This window comes from Demequina muriae (genome assembly GCF_030418295.1).
Classification (GTDB): Bacteria; Actinomycetota; Actinomycetes; order Actinomycetales; family Demequinaceae; genus Demequina; species Demequina muriae.
In genome coordinates this window covers 838,529-858,768 of the sequence record NZ_JAUHQA010000001.1, presented here as the reverse complement: position 1 = coordinate 858,768, position 20,240 = coordinate 838,529, and the positions used below count along the sequence as shown (strand labels likewise).

The 20,240-nt window shown below is 69.9% G+C and carries 17 protein-coding genes and 1 tRNA gene; 8 read left to right on the top strand and 10 right to left on the bottom strand.

The window, feature by feature from the left end; all coding sequences use genetic code 11:
- Positions 1 to 158 precede the first annotated feature (158 nt).
- Positions 159 to 554, bottom strand: a complete 396-nt coding sequence (mscL, locus tag QQX02_RS03950; RefSeq protein WP_301141353.1) for a large conductance mechanosensitive channel protein MscL — start codon at positions 552 to 554, stop codon at positions 159 to 161.
- 94 nt (positions 555 to 648) lie between these two features.
- Positions 649 to 1,263, bottom strand: coding sequence for a TetR/AcrR family transcriptional regulator (locus tag QQX02_RS03945; protein WP_301143654.1), 615 nt, complete (start codon positions 1,261 to 1,263; stop codon positions 649 to 651).
- Between the two features lie 95 nt (positions 1,264 to 1,358).
- Between QQX02_RS03945 and QQX02_RS03940 the strand changes: the two genes are divergently transcribed.
- The 3 genes from QQX02_RS03940 (at position 1,359) to QQX02_RS03930 (ending at position 4,223) form a co-directional block, all read left to right on the top strand.
- Positions 1,359 to 1,430, top strand: a tRNA-Gln gene (locus tag QQX02_RS03940).
- A gap of 253 nt (positions 1,431 to 1,683) precedes the next feature.
- Positions 1,684 to 3,246: a bifunctional UDP-N-acetylglucosamine diphosphorylase/glucosamine-1-phosphate N-acetyltransferase GlmU gene (glmU, locus tag QQX02_RS03935; protein WP_301141351.1), complete on the top strand. Its 1,563-nt coding sequence runs from the start codon at positions 1,684 to 1,686 to the stop codon at positions 3,244 to 3,246.
- Positions 3,243 to 4,223 carry a ribose-phosphate diphosphokinase gene (locus QQX02_RS03930; RefSeq protein WP_301141350.1) on the top strand — a complete coding sequence of 327 codons (981 nt, stop codon included), beginning with the start codon at positions 3,243 to 3,245 and terminating at the stop codon, positions 4,221 to 4,223. The genes glmU and QQX02_RS03930 overlap by 4 nt, the downstream gene beginning before the upstream one ends.
- Before the next feature lie 3 nt (positions 4,224 to 4,226).
- Here QQX02_RS03930 and QQX02_RS03925 read toward each other — a convergent pair whose 3' ends face one another.
- Together QQX02_RS03925 and QQX02_RS03920 are read right to left on the bottom strand one after the other, a co-directional pair.
- Positions 4,227 to 4,985 carry a phosphatase PAP2 family protein gene (locus QQX02_RS03925; protein ID WP_301141349.1) on the bottom strand — a complete coding sequence of 253 codons (759 nt, stop codon included), beginning with the start codon at positions 4,983 to 4,985 and terminating at the stop codon, positions 4,227 to 4,229.
- 7 nt (positions 4,986 to 4,992) lie between these two features.
- Entirely contained in the window at positions 4,993 to 5,787 is a 795-nt protein-coding gene (locus QQX02_RS03920) for a DUF1206 domain-containing protein (RefSeq protein ID WP_301141347.1), read from the bottom strand.
- Positions 5,788 to 6,041: 254 nt separating this feature from the next.
- Here QQX02_RS03920 and QQX02_RS03915 point away from each other — a divergent pair, with 254 nt between their 5' ends.
- From QQX02_RS03915 to QQX02_RS03900, 4 genes are all read left to right on the top strand, one after another.
- On the top strand, positions 6,042 to 6,674 hold the full coding sequence (locus tag QQX02_RS03915; RefSeq protein WP_301141346.1) for a 50S ribosomal protein L25/general stress protein Ctc: 633 nt from the start codon (positions 6,042 to 6,044) through the stop codon (positions 6,672 to 6,674).
- A 76-nt stretch (positions 6,675 to 6,750) separates the two neighbouring features.
- Positions 6,751 to 7,323 carry an aminoacyl-tRNA hydrolase gene (pth, locus tag QQX02_RS03910; protein ID WP_301141345.1) on the top strand — a complete coding sequence of 191 codons (573 nt, stop codon included), beginning with the start codon at positions 6,751 to 6,753 and terminating at the stop codon, positions 7,321 to 7,323.
- A gap of 148 nt (positions 7,324 to 7,471) precedes the next feature.
- Positions 7,472 to 8,215, top strand: a complete 744-nt coding sequence (locus tag QQX02_RS03905; RefSeq protein WP_301143652.1) for an HAD family hydrolase — start codon at positions 7,472 to 7,474, stop codon at positions 8,213 to 8,215.
- Entirely contained in the window at positions 8,212 to 10,773 is a 2,562-nt protein-coding gene (locus QQX02_RS03900; protein ID WP_301141344.1) for a glycoside hydrolase family 65 protein, read from the top strand. The genes QQX02_RS03905 and QQX02_RS03900 overlap by 4 nt, the downstream gene beginning before the upstream one ends.
- An 8-nt stretch (positions 10,774 to 10,781) precedes the next feature.
- Here the strand turns inward: QQX02_RS03900 and QQX02_RS03895 are convergent, their stop codons facing one another.
- From QQX02_RS03895 to QQX02_RS03870, 6 genes are all read right to left on the bottom strand, one after another.
- Positions 10,782 to 11,534 (bottom strand): amino acid ABC transporter ATP-binding protein, encoded by a 753-nt coding sequence (locus QQX02_RS03895; protein ID WP_301141343.1) that lies wholly within the window; start codon positions 11,532 to 11,534, stop codon positions 10,782 to 10,784.
- Complete coding sequence (locus QQX02_RS03890) at positions 11,531 to 12,400, bottom strand: amino acid ABC transporter permease (RefSeq protein ID WP_301141342.1); 870 nt, start codon at positions 12,398 to 12,400, stop codon at positions 11,531 to 11,533. Before QQX02_RS03890 ends, QQX02_RS03895 begins: the two co-directional genes overlap by 4 nt.
- A gap of 12 nt (positions 12,401 to 12,412) precedes the next feature.
- Positions 12,413 to 13,294 (bottom strand): ABC transporter substrate-binding protein, encoded by an 882-nt coding sequence (locus QQX02_RS03885; RefSeq protein ID WP_301141341.1) that lies wholly within the window; start codon positions 13,292 to 13,294, stop codon positions 12,413 to 12,415.
- A gap of 66 nt (positions 13,295 to 13,360) precedes the next feature.
- Positions 13,361 to 13,804: a cupin domain-containing protein gene (locus QQX02_RS03880; RefSeq protein WP_301141340.1), complete on the bottom strand. Its 444-nt coding sequence runs from the start codon at positions 13,802 to 13,804 to the stop codon at positions 13,361 to 13,363.
- On the bottom strand, positions 13,801 to 15,129 hold the full coding sequence (locus QQX02_RS03875) for an amidohydrolase family protein (protein WP_301141338.1): 1,329 nt from the start codon (positions 15,127 to 15,129) through the stop codon (positions 13,801 to 13,803). The genes QQX02_RS03880 and QQX02_RS03875 overlap by 4 nt, the downstream gene beginning before the upstream one ends.
- Entirely contained in the window at positions 15,126 to 16,610 is a 1,485-nt protein-coding gene (locus QQX02_RS03870; protein WP_301141337.1) for an adenosylhomocysteinase, read from the bottom strand. The genes QQX02_RS03875 and QQX02_RS03870 overlap by 4 nt, the downstream gene beginning before the upstream one ends.
- 147 nt (positions 16,611 to 16,757) lie before the next feature.
- Here QQX02_RS03870 and mfd point away from each other — a divergent pair, with 147 nt between their 5' ends.
- Complete coding sequence (mfd, locus tag QQX02_RS03865; RefSeq protein WP_301141336.1) at positions 16,758 to 20,237, top strand: transcription-repair coupling factor; 3,480 nt, start codon at positions 16,758 to 16,760, stop codon at positions 20,235 to 20,237.
- Positions 20,238 to 20,240 lie beyond the last annotated feature (3 nt).

Sequence of the window (20,240 nt, the reverse complement as noted above, 5' to 3'; positions counted from 1 at the left end):
GCTGTCTTGGTGACATAGCGCTGTGCTGGTGACATAGCGCTGTGCTGGTGACATAGCGCTGTGCTGGTGACATAGCGCTGTGCCGGTGACATAGCGCTGTACTGGTGACGCAGCGCTGCACGCGTGACGTCGCATCGGCGCCGTGCCGCTGCGGCGACCTACGGCTGCTTGCGAACCTCGAGCGCGTCCCTGATCTCGGTGAGCAGTTGGATCTCGGTGGGGCTGACGGGCTCGTCGGGAGCAGCCTCGCCCCGCTTGCGGCGCTCGGCGAGCTTGTTGAGCGGCACCACCACCAGGAAGTAGATCGCGGCGGCGACGGCCAGGAAGTTGAAGAGCGCGTCCAGCACGAGGCCGAGGCTGAACACTGCGCCGTTGACCTCGAAGGTGGCGACGCTCGTGAGGTCCGGCTCGCCGAAGATCGCGGCGATGAGCGGCGTGATGAGGCCGTCGACGATGGCGCTGATGACCATGGCGAAGGCGGCGCCGATGACTACGGCGACGGCGAGGTCGACCACATTGCCGCGTGCGATGAAGTCCTTGAATCCCTTGACCATGAGAAGGCTCCTGACCTGTCGTGGGTGGAGTGACACCACCGACAATAGGGCTGTCGGGGCATCCGCGCCCGCGCTGCGGCCCGGAGTGCCGGAGTCAGTCGACGGTGGGAGTGCGCCCAACGTTCTCCCTGTGCACGCTCTCGAAGTTGCTGAGTCCGTTCCACGCGAGATTCACCAGGTGCGCGGCAACCTCGTCCTTGGAAGGCTCGCGCACCTCGGCCCAGTGCTGACCGGTGAGCGCGACCATGCCCACCAGCATCTGCGAGTAGATGGGCGCGCTCGACGGGTCGAGTCCGCGCTTGGAGAACTGGTGCGCGAGCAGGTGCTCGACCTGCGCGGCCACATCGCCGATGAGCGAGGAGAACGTCCCGGTGCCCTGGGCCACGGGGGAGTCGCGCACGAGCATGCGGAAGCCGTCGGGCGAGGACTCGATGTAGTCGAGCAGCGCCATCGCGGCGCGCTCCACGAGCTGGCGGGGATGGCCACGCTCGTCGAGGGCTCCGGTGAGCGATCCGAGCAGCGCCTGGACCTCGCGGTCGACGATGACGGCGTAGACGCCCTCCTTGCCACCGAAGTGCTCGTAGACCACGGGCTTCGAGACGTCGGCGCGGGCCGCGATCTCCTCCACGGACGTGCCCTCGAACCCTCGCTCCGCGAACAGCGTGCGGGCGACGGCGAGCAGCTGCTCGCGCCGCTCACGGGCGGTCATGCGGGCGCGGGGCGTCTTCCGGGGCAGGTCTGTCACGTCCCCAGTGTGCCGCGAATCCTGGCAGACTGGGCCACCCGGGGGCGCGAGCCCCCTGTTCCGCCCTGGTGTAATGGCAGCACTCAGGCCTTTGGAGCCTTGGAGTACAGGTTCGAATCCTGTGGGCGGAGCCCTCGCCACCACCCCACCACCTCCCTCCAGCCGTGGCCCCGCTTTCACTGCGAACCACTTCTCCGTGCGACACCCGGTGCAGAGGGCCGAGAAGGGGCCATTCCCGGCGTGTCGCGGGCATATGTGGTTCGCAGTTCACGGAGGGATGGGCAGAGGCGACGGCCGATGCGCGTGGGACGCATGGTCCGGCCGCCGGTAGAGTGGTGCCCGCAGCAGTTGAACGCCCCGTGAGGGGCAGCAGAAGGGAGCCCGGTGAGCCGCACGCGACCCGCCGCCGTGATGATCCTCGCCGCCGGCGCAGGCACCCGCATGAAGTCGGCCACTCCCAAGGTGCTGCACTCGATCGCCGGGCGCTCGCTCGTGGGCCACGCGCTCACGGCCGCCGCCGCATTGGAGCCGCACCGGGTGGCCGTCGTCGTCCGTCATGATCGTGAACGCGTCGCGGCTCACATCCGTGAGATCGCGCCGCACGCGCTGCTGGCGGACCAGGACGAGATCCCCGGAACGGGCCGCGCGGTGTACTGCGGGCTCTCGACCCTTGACGCCACTGCCGTCGCGGCGCGCGTCGCGGGCGGAGAGGTGGGCGACATCTCGGTGCTCGACACTCAGCTCGACGGCGCCGTGGTCGTCACCAGCGGCGATGTGCCGCTCGTCGACGGCGATCTCCTGGGCGCGCTGGTTGATGCTCATGATGAGTCCGGCGCTGCCGTGACGCTCCTGACCGCGCGCGTCGACGACCCCACCGGGTATGGGCGCGTGGTGCGCGACGCCGGCACCGACGAGGTGGTCGAGATCGTCGAGCACAAGGACGCAAGCGCGGAGCAGCGCGCGATCACCGAGATCAACGCCGGCATCTATGTGTTCGATGCGGCGGTGCTGCGCGACGCGCTCGCGCGCCTGGGCCAGGACAACGCGCAGGGCGAGATGTATCTCACCGACGTGGTGGCGATCGCCCGGGGCGACGGCGGTCACGTGTTCCCGTTCGTGGCGCCCGACGCCAGGGCGACCGAGGGCGTGAACGACCGAGTTCAGCTCGCGGCGGCGGGCAAGGCGCTCAACGACCGGATCCTGCAGCGATGGATGCGCGAGGGCGTCAGCATCGTGGACCCCGCGACCACCTGGATCGACGCAGACGCGACCCTCGCGCCAGACGCCACCATCCTTCCCGGCACGCAGCTGCACGGGCAGACGGAGATCGCCACCGGCGCGACGGTCGGTCCCGACTGCACGCTGACGGACGTTCTCGTGGGTCCCGGCGCCGTCGTGGTGCGCACTCACGCCGAGCGCGCGCAGATCGGTGCGGGCGCGACCGTAGGTCCGTTCGCCCACCTGCGGCCCGGCAGCGTCGTCGGCGAGGGCGGCAAGGTCGGAGAGTTCGTGGGCGTCAAGAACTCGGTCATCGGCCCGAACGCCAAGGTGCCTCACCTCAGCTACGTCGGCGACGCGGAGATCGGCGAGGGCACGAACGTGGGGGCCGGCACCATCTTCGTCAACTACGACGGCGTCAACAAGCACCGCTCCACCGTCGGATCGCACGTGCGGATCGGCTCGGACAACACCTTGATCGCGCCGCTCACCATCGGCGACGGCGCCTACACCGGCGCGGGCACGACGGTGCGCCACGACGTGCCACCAGGCGCGCTCGCCATCAACTCGTCACCGCAGCAGACCGTCGAGGGATGGGTCGCGCGGCGTCGCGCCGGCACGACCTCGGCCGAGGCGGCCAAGCGGGCAACAGATGCTGACGACAACGCCGACGGGCTATCGTCGACTTCACCGGCCGCGACGGCCGACGACTCCAAGGGAGACGCATGAGCGCAGAGATCTCGCACGCGAGTGAGCGACGGATGGTGGTGGCGGGAGGCCGTGCGCACCCTGATCTTGCGACGGCAGTCGCGCGTGACCTCGAAATCGAGCTCCTTCCGACCACCGCGTACACCTTCGCCAACGGCGAGCTGTACGTCCGGTTCGGCGAGAGCGTGCGCGGGGCCGATGCGTTCGTGATCCAGTCGCACGCGGCGCCGATCAACGAGGCGATCATGGAGCAGCTGATCATGGTCGACGCGCTCAAGCGCGCCTCGGCCAAGCAGATCACCGTCGTGATCCCTTGCTACGGCTACGCCCGGCAGGACAAGAAGCACAAGGGCCGCGAGCCCATCTCCGCGCGCCTCATGGCCGACCTGTTCAAGACCGCTGGCGCCGACCGCATCATGTCGATCGACCTGCACACTGCGCAGATTCAGGGATTCTTCGACGGCCCTGTCGACCACCTGTGGGCCATGCCGCTGCTCGCTCAGTACGTGCGCACCAGGGTCTCGCCCGACAACCTCACCATCGTGTCCCCGGATGCGGGGCGCGTGCGCCTCGCCGACCAGTGGTCGGATCACCTGGGGGCTCCGCTCGCGATCATTCACAAGCGTCGCGACCCGTCGGTGCCCAACCAGGTCAAGGTCCACGAACTCGTGGGTCAGGTCAAGGGCCGGACGTGCGTGCTCGTGGACGACATGATCGACACGGGCGGCACCATCGTCCAGGCGGCCGAAGCGCTGTTCGAGAACGGCGCCAAGGACGTGATCGTGGCGTCGACGCACGGGCTGCTGTCCGGACCGGCCATGGAGCGCCTGCGCGACTCGCAGATCTCGGAGGTCGTGGTGACCGATACCCTGCCGATCTCCGAAGAGAAGCAGTTCGACAAGCTCACCGTGCTGTCGATCGCGCCGCTCATCGCTCGGGCGGTGCGAGAAGTCTTCGACGACGGCTCGGTCACGAGCCTCTTCCAGGGCAACGTCTAGGCGTCAGCCCGTCGTCGTCCCGTCGCGCTCGCTCGGCATGCGGGCCGATGCGCGGGCGGAGTCGTCTGCGGCGGTCGCCTCGATCACTCGCTCCGCGGCGTCCCTGGTGGGAAGCCAGTTCCACGCGATGAGGGCGCACGTCGCCCCCACGATGAGACCCATGATGACGTCCGTCGGATGGTGCATGCCGCGGTAGATGCGGGACACGGCCATCGCGATGGGCATCACCACGCACAGCACCTGAATGGTGATGCGCAGGCCCGTGTGGCGGATGCGGGTCGCGCAGAGCGCGAACGCCAGATAGGCGGCGGCCGTCGCACCCGTGTGACCGCTCGGGAAGCTCGACGTGGGAGGCGCGTGACTCAGGGGCTCGACCTCGGGTCGCGAGCGCCCCACCACGATCGACGAGGTGATGAAGACGAGCGCCTGGAGTCCGAGCGCCAGCACGGGCACCATCGCGAACCACCATTGACGCGACTGCCACCAGATGAAGGCCGCCACCAGCAGGCACGTGGCGATGAGCACCTCCGTGTCGCCGAGCCGCGACACGACAGCCGAGACGTCGTTGAGCGCAGGGGTGCGCGCGTCCTCGAACGCCGCATTGATCGCGCGCTCATCGAGAGCGAGCACGTCGACGACGAGGAATCCGGCGCCGACGACGGCGACCCACAGTGCCGCGGTGGGCACCAGGACTCGCGTCGCGAGGGCGCGGCCCGCCATCCGGGCGGTGGGCGCAGTCGTCCCAGGTCCGTGACCGATCATCGTCGCCTCACATGCGCGCGTAGCGCGCCCTTGCGAACGAGTACAGGCCGTAGGCGCCGAAGCCCACGCCGACGAGCACGACGATCAGCTGGCCGCCAGGGGCTCCCAGGAGGCTCTCGATCGCGCCGTCGATTCCCTGCGCCTTCTCGGGGTCGGCCGTGACGGCGGCGAAGGCGAACAGCCCGCCGACCACTCCCAGGGCGACGCCCTTGGCGATGTAGCCCACCGTGCCGGTGACGGTCACGCCCTTCGACACTTCGGATCCCCCAGTTGCCCGCAGGTCCTCGCGGAACTTCTGGGTCCAGCCCTTGTAGACGTGGAACGCGGCGCCGGCGATGATGCCGAGGCCGACGGCCCCGACGAGCACACGCCCTGCGGGGGCCGCCATGAGGTCGCCGGCGAATCCCTGAGCCTGCGAGTCGCCACTGGAACCGCCTCCGGAGCCTATCGCGACCGATCCGGCGGTGAAGGCGAGCGCTGCATACAGGACTGCCTTGCCCGCCGACTTGAGCCGGTCGGACTTGTCGGAGCCGCGTAGCGCATCGGCTGCCTGCCACGCGCCGAGCGCCACGAACGCGGCGACGGCGAACCACAGCACGACGCCCCCGAACGCGTTCTCGCTGATGCTGGCCAGCGCGGTGGACTGGTCGGCCTCTTCTCCGCTGCCGAAAGCGATGCGCGCGATGAGCACTCCCAGCACGATGTGAAGGACGCCCGAGACGGCATAGCCCGCGCGGGCCGCCTTCTCCCACGCGTCGCCGGAGGTGCCGCTGCGGGCACTGGAGGAATGTGTCGAGGTCATGGTGCTCCAACGTCGAAGGGATCGTCTGCCATTCCCCCTGAGAGTGCCAGAGGGCCGGGGTGCGCGCACGTGCGGCCGATGCGCGCATCGGCCGTCAGCGCCAGGGCGCCCCCAGGTGCGGGGCGCTCAGGTATGATGGGCGAGTTCCTCGGCGAGGGAGGCCTCCGGGCTCTCCGTGATCGACGCGGCAGATGCTTCATGAGAGCCTGCCTTGCCTTGGCGCCCAGCATCTGACCGAATCCGAGGAGAACCCCATGGCTGACAAACTGACGCTCGTCGCCGAGCACCGCACCGAGTTCGGCAAGGGCTTCGCCCGCCGCATCCGTGCCACCGACAAGATCCCGGCCGTGCTCTACGGCCACGGCACCGCCCCCGATCACATCGTGCTGCCGGGTCACGAGACCATGATGGCGCTCAAGAACCCGAACGCGCTCCTGAGCATCGACATCGATGGCAAGAAGACGCTGTCGATCGCGAAGGACGTTCAGCGCGATCCGATCAAGCGCACCATCGTCCACGTCGACCTGCTCATCGTGAAGAAGGGCGAGAAGATCACGGTCGACGTGCCCGTGCACCTCGAGGGCGAGTCCGCCCCCGGCACCATCCACGTGCTCGAGATCAACTCGCTGGAGATCCTCGCCGAGGCGACGCACCTTCCGGAGTACATCACCGTGTCGATCGACGGCATGGAGGAGGGCGACAAGCTGCTGGCCGGCGACATCACGCTGCCCCAGGGCTCGGAGCTCGAGGGCGACCCCGAGCAGCTGATCGTCCACATCTCCGTGCCGCGCACCGCTGCCGAGGAGGAGGCCGACGAGGCCGCCGCCGCTGGTGGCGACGACGAGGGCTCCTCCGACGAGTCCGCGTCCGAGGACGACGAGAACTGACATCTCTGACATGCGAGACGCCCGTCACCCTTGGTGGCGGGCGTTTCGCGTCCGAGGCACGCAGACGGGGGAGGCCATGAGCGCGCTCGTGATCGGCCTGGGAAATCCGGGCGAGGAGTACGCCGCCACGCGTCACAACGTGGGCCAGATGGTCGTGGACGAGCTCGCCCGCCGGGGCGCCGCTTCGCTGTCGGTGCACAAGAAGACGCGCACCCGGACGGCGACAGTGCGCCTCGCGGGGACGCCGGTGGTGCTGGGCGTCCCGATGTCGTACATGAACATCAGCGGCGGGCCGGTCTCGTCCCTCGCGAAGTACCACTCGGTCGACCCGACGTCCGTGATCGTCGTTCACGACGAGCTCGACCTCCCCTTCGGGACCCTGCGTCTCAAGCGCGGCGGGGGCACCGGAGGGCACAACGGTCTCAAGGATGTGGCGAAGGCGCTGGACACTCCTGACTACGTGCGGGTGCGTGTGGGCATCGGGCGTCCACCCGGGCGGATGGATCCGGCCGCGTACGTGCTCAAACCGTTCTCGTCGACGGAGCGCAAGGAGCTGCCGCTGCTGATCGACGACGCGGCCGATGCGGTCGAGGCGATCCTCGGCGACGGCCTCGAGTCCGCTCAGCAGCGCTTCCACACCCGATCGTGACCTCGGCCCATCGGGCGTCCTCCTTGCGCGGAGTATGGACAGACCCCCCGCCTGCGTCACTACTATCGAGAGTGCCGGTGGCAGGCCTTCCGTCGTGCCTGTGCGCCACCACACCAGAGGAACGCATGAGGGAGGACCTGTGACCACGATGCACACTGCCTGGGCCATCCCCCAATGGGAGGACCGCCGCTTCGGCGCGGCGCTGTTCGACCTCGACGGCGTGCTGACGCCCACCGCCGAGGTGCACATGAAGGCGTGGAATCGCATGTTCACGGACTACTTCACCGCTCACGGCATCACGCCGGAGTACACCGACGACGACTACTTCGCGTACGTCGACGGCAAGCCCCGCTACGACGGCGTCCGGGCCTGCCTGGCCTCCCGCGGCGTGGTGCTGCCCGAGGGCACGCCGGCGGATGCGCCTGGCACGGAGACCATCTGCGGAGTCGGAAACGTCAAGAACGATGCCTTCGAGGCCATCCTCCACGAGGAAGGGGTCGAGGCGTATCCGGGCTCAGTTGCCCTCCTCGATCATCTTGAGGCGCTCGGCGTCCCGATGGCAGTCGTGTCCAGCTCGCGCAATGCGCCCGCCGTCCTCGCCGCCGCGGGCCTCGCGCCCCGCTTCGACGTCGTGGTCGACGGCAACGTGGTCGCGACCGAGGGCATCGCAGGCAAGCCCGCCCCCGACATGTTCTCTCTCGCAGCGCGTCGGCTCGGCGTCACCGATGAGGTGTCGGTGGTCGTCGAGGACGCCCTGTCCGGCGTCCAGGCGGGCGCGGCCGGCGACTTCGGTCTCGTGGTCGGAGTCGATCGCGGTGCGGGAGCGCAGACGCTGATCGACAACGGCGCGGACGTCGTCGTGGACGACCTTGAGGAGCTGATCGACCAGTGAAGGCTGCGCACCGCCCGTTCGGGGACAACAGCGCCCCGGACTACTTGGACCGGCTCCGGTTCCCCGTCGACCCATGGCGCCTGGTGGAGACCGAGTTCTCCCGCAAGGACATCGGCGTCACGGAGACGTTGTTCGCGGTCGGCAACGGCTACCTGGGACTGCGAGGAAACGTCGAGGACGGGCACGATGCGCATGCGCACGGCACCTTCATCAACGGCTTCCACGAGACCTGGAAGATCCTGCACGCGGAGGAGGCGTACGGCTTCGCGCGCACGGGCCAGACCATCGTCAACGTGCCCGATCCCAAGATCATCCGCCTCTACGTCAACGACGAGCCGCTGCTGCTGTCCATCGCCGACCTCGTGAGCTATTCGCGCGTCCTGGACATGCGCGACGGAGTGCTGTCCCGTGATCTGCTGTGGCGCACGCCGTCGGGCAACCGCGTGCGGGTGCGATCCAAGCGCATGGTGTCCTTCGCGCAGCGCCACCTCGCGCTCATGACGTTCGAGGTCACGCTGCTCGACGAGGAGGCGCCCATCGCCATCTCGTCGCAGCTCCTCAATCGTCAGGCGGGTCTCGACGAGTACCGCGCCAACCCGTCTCCCGACGTCATCGCCGACCCGCGCAAGGCGGAGCGCCTCGAGACCCGCGTGCTCGAGCCGCGCCTCCACCACGCCGAGGGCGACCGCGTGGTCCTGGGGTACCAGGCGGCCAGCTCCGACATGACCCTCGCGACGGCGATGGAGCACTGGGTCGACTTCGAGGACGACTACGACCGGGTCACCGAGGTGGAGCAGGACTACGCCAAGCACGTGTTCCGAGCGCGCGCCAAGCCGGGCCAGACCTTCTCGCTCACCAAGGTGGTCAGCTATCACACGTCGCGGGCCGTGCCCGCGCGCGAGCTGGCCGACCGCTGCAACCGCACTCTCGACCGCGTGCGCTCCGAGGGCATCAGCACTCAGTTTGAGGACCAGCGCCAGTGGCTCGCGGACTTCTGGGACCGTTCCGACGTGGAGATCGAGGGGCACGACAGCGTCCAGCAGGCGGTGCGGTGGAACCTCTTCCAGCTGGCCCAGGCGGCCGCGCGTGGCGATGGCCACGGCATCGCGGCCAAGGGCGTCACCGGGTCCGGCTACGGGGGTCACTACTTCTGGGACTCCGAGATCTACGCCCTGCCCTTCTTCACCTACACCTCCCCGGTGATCGCGCGCAACGCGCTGCGGTACCGCTACCGCATGCTCGGTGCGGCCGAGAGGCGCGCGGGGGAGCTGGCGCAGAACGGCGCGCTGTTCCCATGGCGCACCATCAACGGCGAAGAGGCCTCCGCGTACTACGCGGCCGGCACCGCGCAGTATCACATCGACGCCGACATCGCCTATGCGATCGACAAGTACGTGCGCGCCACCGGCGACGACGACTTCCTGGCGCGGGAGGGCATCGACATCCTGGTGCAGACCGCCCGCATGTGGGCGGATCTGGGCTTCTGGCGCCGCGTGGCAGGCAACGGGGAGTCGTTCCGCATCCACGGCGTCACCGGTCCGGACGAGTACACCACGGTGGTCAACGACAACCTGTACACGAACGTGATGGCGCGGTTCAACCTCCGGTGCGCAGCCGAGAGCGTGCGCAAGCTCCAGGACCGCTGGCCCGACCAGTTCTCGCGGCTCGTGTCGCGCCTCGAGGTCACCGAGCAGGAGATCCAGGAATGGGAGCGCGCTGCCGACGGGATGGCTATCCTCTGGGACGAGCAGCTCGGCATCCACCCGCAGGACGCGCTGTTCAACGAGCGCGAGGTGTGGGATCTCGCGAACACGCCGGCCGAGAAGCGCCCGCTGCTGCTGCACTTCCATCCGCTGGTCATCTACCGCTTCCAGGTCCTCAAGCAGGCGGATGTGGTGCTCGCGCTGTTCCTGCAGGGCGAGGACTTCACCGCCGAGCAGAAGAAGGCGGACTTCGACTACTACGACCCGATCACGACGGGCGACTCGACGCTCTCCGGCGTGGTGCAGTCGATCATCGCGGCCGAGGTGGGCTACCACGAACTCGCGCTGCGCTACTTCTGGGACAGTCTCTACGTCGACCTCGGAGACCTGCACTCGAACGCCTCTGACGGCGTGCACGTCGCCTCCACCGGCGGCGTGTGGTCGGCTCTCGTGTACGGGTTCGGCGGCTTCCGCGACCAGAACGACGTGCTCAAGTTCGACCCACGTCTGCCCGACGGGTGGGACTCGCTGACGTTCCGTCTCAGCCAGCGCGGCACGCGCGTCAAGGTCGTGGTGCGCCCCGAGGACGTCACGTTCTCCATCGAGGAGGGACCGGGACTCTCGGTCGAGGTGCGCGGCGCGCGGTTCTCGCTCACGCAGCTGCAGCCGCTGACGGTTCCTCTCGACGGTCAGGGACCGCGTCTTGCTGGAGCGCCCGACGCCACGGCGTTCCACGGCACGGTGCGCGCGGATGGCACCGTCATCCGCCCGTCTCTGCCGGCGAATGTGAACGACGATGTGGCGCCCACGCACGAGATCGACCTCGAGGCGGTGGCCGAGCGCGTCCAGGAGTGACGGTCGCGCTAGCGGTGCATCACGCGCGACAGGAACTCGCGCGTGGCCTCCTCGCGGGGGTGGTCGAGAATCTCCTCAGGCGAGCCCTGTTCGAGGATGCGTCCCTGATGCATGAACACGATGCGGTCGGCCACGCCGCGCGCGAACGACATCTCGTGCGTGGCCATGAGGATCGTGGATCCTGCGTCCTTGAGCGACCTCACCAGGTCCAGCACCTCGCCCACCAGCTGCGGGTCGAGCGCCGAGGTGATCTCGTCCAGGAGCAGCAGCTCCGGGTCCGTGAGGATCGCACGGACGATCGCGACGCGCTGCTGCTGTCCCCCTGACAGGCGGTCGGGATAGTCGTCGACCTTGTCGCCCAGCCCGAAGCGGGTGAGCAGGTCCACCCCGCGAGCCCGCGCATCGGCCGCTGGGATCTTGTGCACGCGCCTGGCCGCCAGCGTGACGTTGTCGATGACGCGCATGTGGGGAAACAGGTTGAAGTGCTGGAACACGACGCCGATGCGCGACCTGACCTTGTCGACGTCGGCCCGGGGGTCGGTGATGTCGTCGCCGGACAGCAGGATGCGGCCGTCGTCGACCTGCTCGATCAGGTTGATGGTGCGCATCAGGGTCGACTTGCCTGACCCGGACGCGCCGATGACCACGACGACCTCGTGGCTGGCGACCTCGAGGTCCACGCCCTTGAGGACATGGTTGTCGCCGAACAGTTTGTGGACATCCTGCAGCTGGAGGACGGCGTGTGGGTCGAGGACGCTCATACGGTGCCTCCCGCCTGCTCCCGGCGGGCCATGCGTGCCGAGATGTGGTCGGTGAGCCGGATCATCGGGAAGCTCATGGCGACGAACAGGAGGCCGGCGACGACGTAGGGCGTGAAGTTGTACGTGGTCGCCTGGGTGATCTGCGCCGCCCGGATCGCGTCCACCGCGCCCAGGACGGAGATCAGTCCCACGTCCTTCTGCATCGATACGAAGTCATTCATCAGCGCCGGAACGACCTTGCGCAGTCCTTGCGGGATCACCACGAGCCGCAGCGTCTCTCCATGGGACAGGCCGAGGGAGCGCGCCGCGATGCGCTGCGAGGGGTGTACGGCGTCCATCCCGGCGCGCAGCACCTCGGCGACGTAGGCCGCGTAGCACAGCGTGATGCCGATGGTGCCGAGCACGGCCGCGGGGTAGCGCTGGGTGGGGTCGAGCGCGGGGATCCCGAAGCCGACGAGGTACAGCACGATGAGCACGGGAAGGCCGCGGAACAGGTCGGTGTACCCCGCGGCGAGTGCTCGCACGGGGAAGAACACCGGGCCGCGCAGCGACCGCATCACCGCGAGCAGCGTGCCCAGCACCGCGACGCCGATCGCGGCGAAGAACAGCACGCGGATGTTGAGCCACAGCCCCTCGAGGATGCGTGGCAGCGAATCCGCCGCCACCTCGAGGTTGAAGAACGTCTCGCGCACGGAGTCCCAGCCGGGGGACGAGAGCACGAGGGTTCCCACCACGACGGCGAAGATCACCGTCGAGACGAGCGCGATGAGGACGGAGCGCCCCGAGGTCCTGCGCCGATGCGCGCGCCGGTCGACCTCGAGCGCGCTGGGCTGCCAGGTGATCTGGGGCGCCCCGCCTGTCGTCACGGGTGGCGGGTCCTACTCGATGACCGGCACGTCGACCGCGTCGGACAGCCACTGCAGCTCCAGGGCTGCGAGCGTGCCGTCCTCACGAAGCGCGTCGACGGCGGCCGTCACGGCCTCCGTGTTGGGCGAGTCCTTGGGGAGCACGAAGCCGAACTCGTCTCCACCCTCCGAGCCGGCGAACTGACCCAGGATCACGCCGCCCTCGACCTCGACGGCTGCCGAGTAGAAGGCCCCCGGAAGGTCGGTCACGAACGCGTCGATCTGGCCGGCGTTGAGGGCGCCCACGACGTCGCCCACCGAGTTGAAGACCTGCAGGTTGTCCTCGCCGAACGCCTCGGCGGCGACGGTGTACGAGGTGGTGCCCACGGCCACGCCCACGGCGGAGCCTTCGAGCTCGGCGGCCGACGTGGCCTCGGCCGCATCGTTGCCCTCGACGGTGACGATGGCCTGAGTCGTCGTGTAGTACGGCGACGAGAAGTCGACGGCGTTGCGGCGCTCCTCCGTGATGGAGAACTGCTGCAGGTTGAGGTCCCAGTCCTTGGCGCCGGGCGCGATGGCGGCGTCGAAGGTGGTGCGCACCCACTCGACGTCCTCGGGGCTGTAGCCGAGCTCGGCGGCGACCGCGTAGGCTACGGCGGCCTCGAAGCCCTCTCCGGACTCGGGGTCATCGTTCAGGACCCACGGCTCGTACGCGGGCTCACCGGTGGCGATCGTGAGCGTGCCGTCGGTCACGGTGTCGAGGGCCGCGGACTCAGCAGTGGGCGTGGGCGACGTTCCGCCCGTGGGCGTCGTCGACGCCTCCGGGTCGGCGTCGCTCGAGCAGCCAGCGAGTGCGAGGGCGGTGAGCGCGACGGCCGCGGCTGATGCGCGACGCAGGGTGGTGCTGGTGATCATCGGTTCTCCCGGAAGTGGGGGTGGAGCGGGGATCGACGCTGATCGCTCGCGGTACGAGCGCACATTCTACTCGCGCCCGTGCGCGAGCCTCCAATCAGCGAAATCGAAGCCCGGCGACACCACGCAGCTCACGAGCGCCTCACGGTCCGTGACGAGTGTGGCCGACTGCCACACGCCCGCTGGCACCACGCACTGCGCCGCGTCGCCAGCGTCGCGGTCCGGTCCCAGCCTCACGGCGACCGTCTGGTCCCGGTCGGCCGGCGCGTCGCCGCTGCCCCCGAGCCTCAGCTCGAGCGCCCCGGGTCCGTGCCAGAGCCAGATCTCGTCCGAGCTCACGACGTGCCAGGCGGAGCGCTCGCCGGGAGTGAGCAGGTAGTGGATGCACGTCGCGGCGGGTCGCACTCCGCCCGGGGTCTCGACGGCGACGTCGGAGGTCCAGGTGCGACGGAACCATCCGCCCTCGGGATGCGGCTCGAGCCCCAGGGTCTGAGCGGTGGCGGGAGTGGTCATGCGTGCTCCTGGGGGAGGGCGGCGCGTCCGGTGGCCGCGACGAAGCTCGGCGTGGAGTGGCGCACCCGGCCGGCCACGACGGTCGCGGCGGCCCGGCCCTCGCCGGATTCGACGAGAGTGGTGAGCGTCTCGGTCACGTCGGTGACGGGGACGTCGAAGAAGGCCAGATCCGCCACGGCGCCCACGGCGAGGTAGCCGCGGCGCCCTTCGCCCTCGTCGATGCCCATGGCATGCGCCCCGCCGAGCGTCGCCGCCCTCAGCAGCCGCTCCGCGAGGTCCTCGTGCGAGTAGCCCTGGTTCCGCGCGATGCGCATCAGCTCGGCGACGTCGCCCATGAGGTCCAGCGAGGGAGCCGACGAGAGCGAGTCGGTGCCCACCGCGATGGGGCTGCCCTCGCGCAGGTAGGCGGCGACCGGGGGAGCGTCGAGACCGATGACCGCATTCGAGCGCGGGCACAGCGCCACCGTGGTGCCGCGCGCCCGCAGGATCCCGCGATCGCGGGCGGACATGTAGACGCCATGCGCGATGTGGCAGTCCGGACCGAGCACGCCCAGGTGATCCACGTAGTCCGTGGCCGACGTGCCGAAGCCGGCCTGGCGCAGCTCCGCGAGGCTGCCCATGCCGTGGGTGTGCCAGGGCTCGGCATGGTCGTGGTCGAACTCCTGCTCGATGCCCGACTCGCCCAGGTGGATGTGGATGCGGCTGCCCCGCTCGCGCACGATGTCCGGGATCTCGAGCAGCGGCACGATCTCGAGCGAATAGGGCGCGTGCGGGCTGAGCCCGGTGCCCGGCCGCGACGGGAGAGAATCGAGTGCCGCCTCCACCTCGGCGCGGCCGCGCGCCACCCAGTCGGCATTGGACCAGTCGATGACTTCCCAGTACGCGATGCCCGCGAGATCGGCATCCTGCAGCGCGCGCGCCGCCTCGTGGTTGGTGACCACGTCCGCAGCGGCCGTGGTGCCGGACGCGATCAGCATCGCGGCCCCCGCGGCGGCATCGGCCGCCCAGTCGTGGGGCTGCGCGTACACGGGGTTGAAGGACTGCGCCCAGTCCTCGAATCCCCGATACGAACCGCGCCCCACCTCGTCCATGCCGGTGTACTGCAGGTGGGTATGGGCGTTGACGAGACCGGGCATCAGCACTCCTGGCCAGCGCACGTGCTCGACGGGCACGCCGCGCTCGGCCAGCGACCTCTCGACCCAGACGCGCTCGCCCACATGCAGGATCTTCTCTCCGCGCACGGCGATCGCGCCGTCCAGGATGGGCGGCGCCGTGATCGGCAGCACGAGGTCGGCCGAGTACAGGGTGACGGGGAACGAGGTCACGAGTCCTCCGGACTCTTCGAGGGGTCGGCCGAGGCGGGGGCCGTGGTCGAGCGATCGCGGTAGCGAGCAGAGCGCCAGTCGTGGTCGGGGGCCGACGCTGCCGGCGATGGCGCGACGGCGACGCCGCGCGCGTGCGTCGCGGCGCGTGCGACCCGGTCCACCGCCGCGTCGGACAGGGCGTGGACGCCGATGCCGGGACGGGTGGTGACGAGCTCGCCGATGGCGGCCAGCTGGGTGGCGAAGGACAGGTCCATGATCTCGATGGGGTTGCCCTCGGCGGCCGTGACGTTGATGCAGCCGCCGCGGTCCAGCACCACGGTGCCCGTGCCGGCGAGACGGTCCACGTGCGGCGCGATCGGCGACAGCGCGGCCGAGCCGCCCGCGCCCTCCAGGTCGATCTCGCCCGGCACTCCGCCCGCGACCGCGACCGCGCGTGCCGCACGGATCATCGCGGACGGGACCGTGCCGGCGACACCCGTCGCCGAGATCACGAGCGCATCGGCCGCCATCGCGTCCGCCGCACCTGTCACGTATCCGTCGTGCGCGGCCAGCAGCGCGCGCACGGGATCGGCCTCGGCGACGCGCACCTCGGCGCCCAGGGCGCGCAGGTGCGCCGCGACCCCCGCGCCGACGGGCCCGTAGCCGATCACGAGCGCGGGCTGGTCGCGCACCGTCACACCAGCGGAGTCCAGCAGGTCCGCGATCGCCAGGACGCACGACTGCCCTGTGCCGTAGCGGTTGTCGAATCCGGTCTTGGTGGCCGCGTCGTTCACGGCCATGATGGGCGTCGCCAGAGCGCCTGCCGCATGCATGCGCCGCAGGGGAGTCAGCCCGCTGGTGGTCTCCTCCGTGGCTCCGATCCACGCACCGGCGAGGCCCTCCTCGTGCGCGAGTCGCGTCAGGTGGCTGCCGTCGTCGACGAGCACATCGAAGCCGCGGCGCAGGAATCCGAGCGCGACGGCCCGCTCCTGCTCAGGCGCGAGCGACGCGTCGGCGTCCACCTCGATGCCGCGCTCGCGGAGCGCCCTCGCCACCTCGGGGTCCGTCTCGTCAGGGTGCGCGTACACGGCGACCGTGGCACCGGCCCTGGTCAGCTCGATCGCGAGGTTGGCGGTCTTGGGCTCGAGCGTCAGCGAGACCCCGATCGACAGGCCTCGCACGGTGCCGGAGGTCGCGAGCTCGTCGGCGATCGCGCGCGTGACGGGCATGTGGGCACCGGCGAAGTCGACTCGTCCGGCCGCATCGCCGCGATCGGGCAGCGGCGAGCCGCCGAGCGTGATCGCCCCCGACTCGACGTCGAACGAGACCGTGCCGCCCGCATCGGCGGTATTCAGGCGCGCACCCATCCCCGCGAGCATGGCGACGAGCGCCTCCGCGACGGGCCCGTGGCCTTCCACCCGCATCGGCCGCCCGGCGATCATCAGGTTGGTGTCGCGGGCGAACCGGCGCAGCAGGCGCTCGGCCTCGCGGGTGGGATCCATGCCTCAAGTCTAGATTCGCGCCCGCCGCCGCCCTCCCACTCACTCTGGAGGAAGGTTCTGTACACCGGTCGTCTTCGGGGAGCGTGCTGGAGGAACGTAAGATGCAGTGCCGGAGATTCCGGTCGTTTGGCATGCCCTGGAGGCCTCGTGACCCGCCCATTGACCCGTCTGCTGAGCGACATCGACCTGCCCGCGATCGCGGCGGGTCACCTCGTCGCCCCGACGGCGGCGGCACCTGCGCTGGTCGCGGGCACGGCGGCCGATGCGGACGCTCCCGTGGTGGTCGTGACCGCCACCTCAGGCGACGCGGACACGTTCGCCGCGGCGGTCGGCGCCTTCATCGATCCCGCCTCCGTGACGGTGCTCCCGGCGTGGGAGACGCTTCCGCACGAGCGGTTGAGCCCGCGTTCGGACACGGTCGCGCGCCGCCTGGCCACGCTGCGGCGGCTGGTGCACCCCGAGCTGGTCGAGCGGGAGGCCGGGCTGCCCCCCGTCGCCGTGGTGGTGGCCCCACTGCGCGCGCTGCTCCAGCCCGTGATCCCGGATCTCGCCGAGCTCGAGCCCGTCTCCTTGCGAGTCGGCGACGTCGCCGACCTCACGGCACTGACCGACGCGCTCGGCGACGCCGCATACACCCGCGTCGACATGGTCGAGCGCCGCGGCGAGTTCGCCGTGCGTGGCGGCATCGTCGACGTCTTCGCGCCCACCGACCCCCACCCGGTGCGGATCGAGTTCTTCGGTGACGAGGTGGACTCGATGCGGTCCTTCTCGGTCGCGGACCAGCGCTCTCTCGCCGACGTTCCCCTGCTGTGCGCGCCGCCATGTCGCGAGCTGCTGATCACCGAGGACGTGCGCCGCCGTGCGGGCTCGCTCGTCGAGGAGATCCCCGCGGCGGCAGAGATGCTGGGCCGCATCGCCGCAGGCGTCGCCGTCGAAGGCATGGAGAGCCTGATCCCGGTGCTCGTCGACCGCCTGGTCCCGATCACCGAGTCCTTCCCGAGGTCGACCCGCGTCGTCGCCGTCGAGCCCGAGCGTCTGGCTCGTCGCGCGGAGGACCTCACCCGCACGGCCGACGAGTTCCGCGCGGCAGCCTGGGTGAGCGCGAGCGCGGGAGCGGAGGCGCCGATCGAGGCCGCCGCAGCGACCTTCCTATCGCTCGACGAGATCCGCGACGCGTCGGAGGCACGCGGACTGGACTGGGCGACCATCGGGCCATTCGGCGCGGCCGATGCGGTGGCGGCGTCGCTGTCCGACGTCGAGGACTACCGCGGTCAGCTCGAGAAGGCGCTGGTCGCGGTGCGTGCGCGGGTGGCCGACGGGTGGCGCGTGGTGATCACGGCCGCGGGGACCGGGTCCGCGCATCGGCTCGCGGAGCAGTGCGCCGAGCTCGACATCGCCGCGCGAGTGATGGACGAGTACGAGCCCGTCGACGGGGTGGTCGCGATCGTCCCGCACATCACGGGCGCGGGCTTCCAGTCCGACGAGCGCCACGTGCTCGTCCTGCACGAATCGGACCTGACGGGTCGAGCGGCGGCGGCTGCGGGGCCCAAGGTCAAGGTGCCCAGCAGGCGCCGCAACGTGGTCGACCCGCTGCAGCTGCGCACGGGCGACTTCGTGGTCCACGAGAGTCACGGCGTCGGCCGGTTCGTCGAGCTCACCAAGCGCACCGTGCGCGGCGTCGAGCGCGAGTACCTGGTCATCGAATACGCGCCCTCCAAGCGCGGCGGGCCGTCAGATCGGTTGTCCGTGCCCACGGACCAGCTCGACCTCGTCACCAAGTACGTGGGCGGCGAGGCGCCGTCGGTCAACAAGATGGGCGGCTCCGACTGGGCCAAGACCAAGAGCCGCGCACGCAAGGCGGTCAAGGAGATCGCCGGCGAGCTCATCCGCCTGTACTCGGCGCGCATGGCGTCGCAGGGCCGCCAGTTCGGCCCCGACACCCCGTGGCAGCGCGAGCTGGAAGAGGCCTTCGCGTATGTCGAGACGCCGGATCAGCTCAGCAGCATCGACGAGGTCAAGGCCGACATGGAGAAGGCCGTGCCGATGGACCGGCTGGTGTGCGGTGACGTCGGCTTCGGCAAGACCGAGATCGCGCTGAGGGCCGCCTTCAAGGCCATCCAGGACGGCGCCCAGGTCGCGGTGCTGTGCCCCACCACGCTGCTGGTCAAGCAGCACGTCGACACCTTCACGGAGCGTTTCGCGCAGTTCCCGGTGAAGGTGGCGTCACTGTCGCGCTTCCAGAGCGACAAGGAAGCCAAGGCGGTCATCGAGGGGCTGTCCGACGGCACGATCGATCTGGTGATCGGCACCCATCGGCTCATCACGGGCCAGGTGCGCTTCAAGGACCTGGGGCTCATCATCATCGACGAGGAGCAGCGGTTCGGCGTCGAGCACAAGGAGACGCTGAAGGCCATGCGCACGGACGTCGACGTGCTGTCGATGTCCGCCACCCCCATCCCGCGCACGCTCGAGATGGCGGTCACGGGGATCCGTGAGATGTCGACGCTCGCGACCCCGCCGGAGGAGCGCCACCCGATCCTCACCTATGTGGGACCCAACGAGAACCCCCAGGTCGCGGCCGCGATCCGCCGCGAGCTCATGCGCGACGGCCAGGTCTTCTACATTCACAACTCGGTCAAGACCATCACCTCGGCTGCCACACGGCTCTCGGAGCTGGTGCCCGAGGCGCGCATCGCGGTCGCGCACGGCCAGATGAGCGAGAAGCAGCTCGAACAGGTGATCGTCGACTACTACGACCGCAAGTACGACGTCCTGGTCTGCACCACGATCGTGGAGACCGGGCTCGACATCCCCAACGCCAACACGCTGATCGTCGAGCGCGCGGACAAGTTCGGGCTGTCGCAGCTGCATCAGCTGCGCGGGCGAGTGGGACGGGCCCGAGAACGGGCCTACGCCTACTTCCTGTACCCCGCGGATCGCACCCTCACGGAGACCGCGCACGACCGCCTGCAGACCATCGCCGCCAACACCGACCTCGGCTCCGGCATGGCGGTGGCCATGAAGGACCTCGAGATTCGCGGCGCCGGCAACCTGCTGGGCGGCGAGCAGTCGGGACACATCGAGGGCGTGGGCTTCGACCTGTACATCCGCCTCGTGGGCGAGGCGGTCGCGGACTTCCGCGGCGAGGGCGAGCCCGAGCGTGCGCCGATGACGATCGACCTGCCCATCGACGCTCACCTGCCGACGGAGTACATCGAGCACGAGCGGCTGCGCCTGGAGGCGTACCGCAAGATCGCCGATGCGGCCGACGAACCCGCGCTCGCGGCGATCGAGGACGAGTTGCGCGACCGGTACGGCAACCTTCCCGAGCCGGTCGAGAACCTGTTCGCGGTCGCGCGCCTCAGGATCGACGTGCGCGAGGCCGGCATCGCCGACGTGGTCGCCCAGGGCAAGTACGTGCGCTTCAGCCCGGTCGAGCTTCCCGATTCCGCCGCGATGCGGATCAGTCGCCTCTACCCGGGCACATTGATCAAGCCCGCCGTCCGACAGGTCCTGGTGCCGGCGCCTCTCACCGCCCGGATCGGGGGCTCTCCCGTGGAGGGCTTGGAGGTGCTCGAGTGGGTCCGCGAGGTGATTCGGGTGACGAGCCCCGCGCCCGTAGGATGAGGG

Excerpts from the sequence above, each read along its gene's own strand:
- mscL (WP_301141353.1), bottom strand. The coding sequence starts at position 554 with ATGGTCAAGGGATTCAAGGACTTCATCGCACGCGGCAATGTGGTCGAC.
- QQX02_RS03945 (WP_301143654.1), bottom strand. The coding sequence starts at position 1,263 with ATGACCGCCCGTGAGCGGCGCGAGCAGCTGCTCGCCGTCGCCCGCACG.
- QQX02_RS03930 (WP_301141350.1), top strand. The coding sequence starts at position 3,243 with ATGAGCGCAGAGATCTCGCACGCGAGTGAGCGACGGATGGTGGTGGCG.
- QQX02_RS03925 (WP_301141349.1), bottom strand. The coding sequence starts at position 4,985 with ATGATCGGTCACGGACCTGGGACGACTGCGCCCACCGCCCGGATGGCG.
- QQX02_RS03920 (WP_301141347.1), bottom strand. The coding sequence starts at position 5,787 with ATGACCTCGACACATTCCTCCAGTGCCCGCAGCGGCACCTCCGGCGAC.
- QQX02_RS03915 (WP_301141346.1), top strand. The coding sequence starts at position 6,042 with ATGGCTGACAAACTGACGCTCGTCGCCGAGCACCGCACCGAGTTCGGC.
- pth (WP_301141345.1), top strand. The coding sequence starts at position 6,751 with ATGAGCGCGCTCGTGATCGGCCTGGGAAATCCGGGCGAGGAGTACGCC.
- QQX02_RS03905 (WP_301143652.1), top strand. The coding sequence starts at position 7,472 with ATGCACACTGCCTGGGCCATCCCCCAATGGGAGGACCGCCGCTTCGGC.
- QQX02_RS03895 (WP_301141343.1), bottom strand. The coding sequence starts at position 11,534 with ATGAGCGTCCTCGACCCACACGCCGTCCTCCAGCTGCAGGATGTCCAC.
- QQX02_RS03885 (WP_301141341.1), bottom strand. The coding sequence starts at position 13,294 with ATGATCACCAGCACCACCCTGCGTCGCGCATCAGCCGCGGCCGTCGCG.
- QQX02_RS03880 (WP_301141340.1), bottom strand. The coding sequence starts at position 13,804 with ATGACCACTCCCGCCACCGCTCAGACCCTGGGGCTCGAGCCGCATCCC.
- QQX02_RS03870 (WP_301141337.1), bottom strand. The coding sequence starts at position 16,610 with ATGGATCCCACCCGCGAGGCCGAGCGCCTGCTGCGCCGGTTCGCCCGC.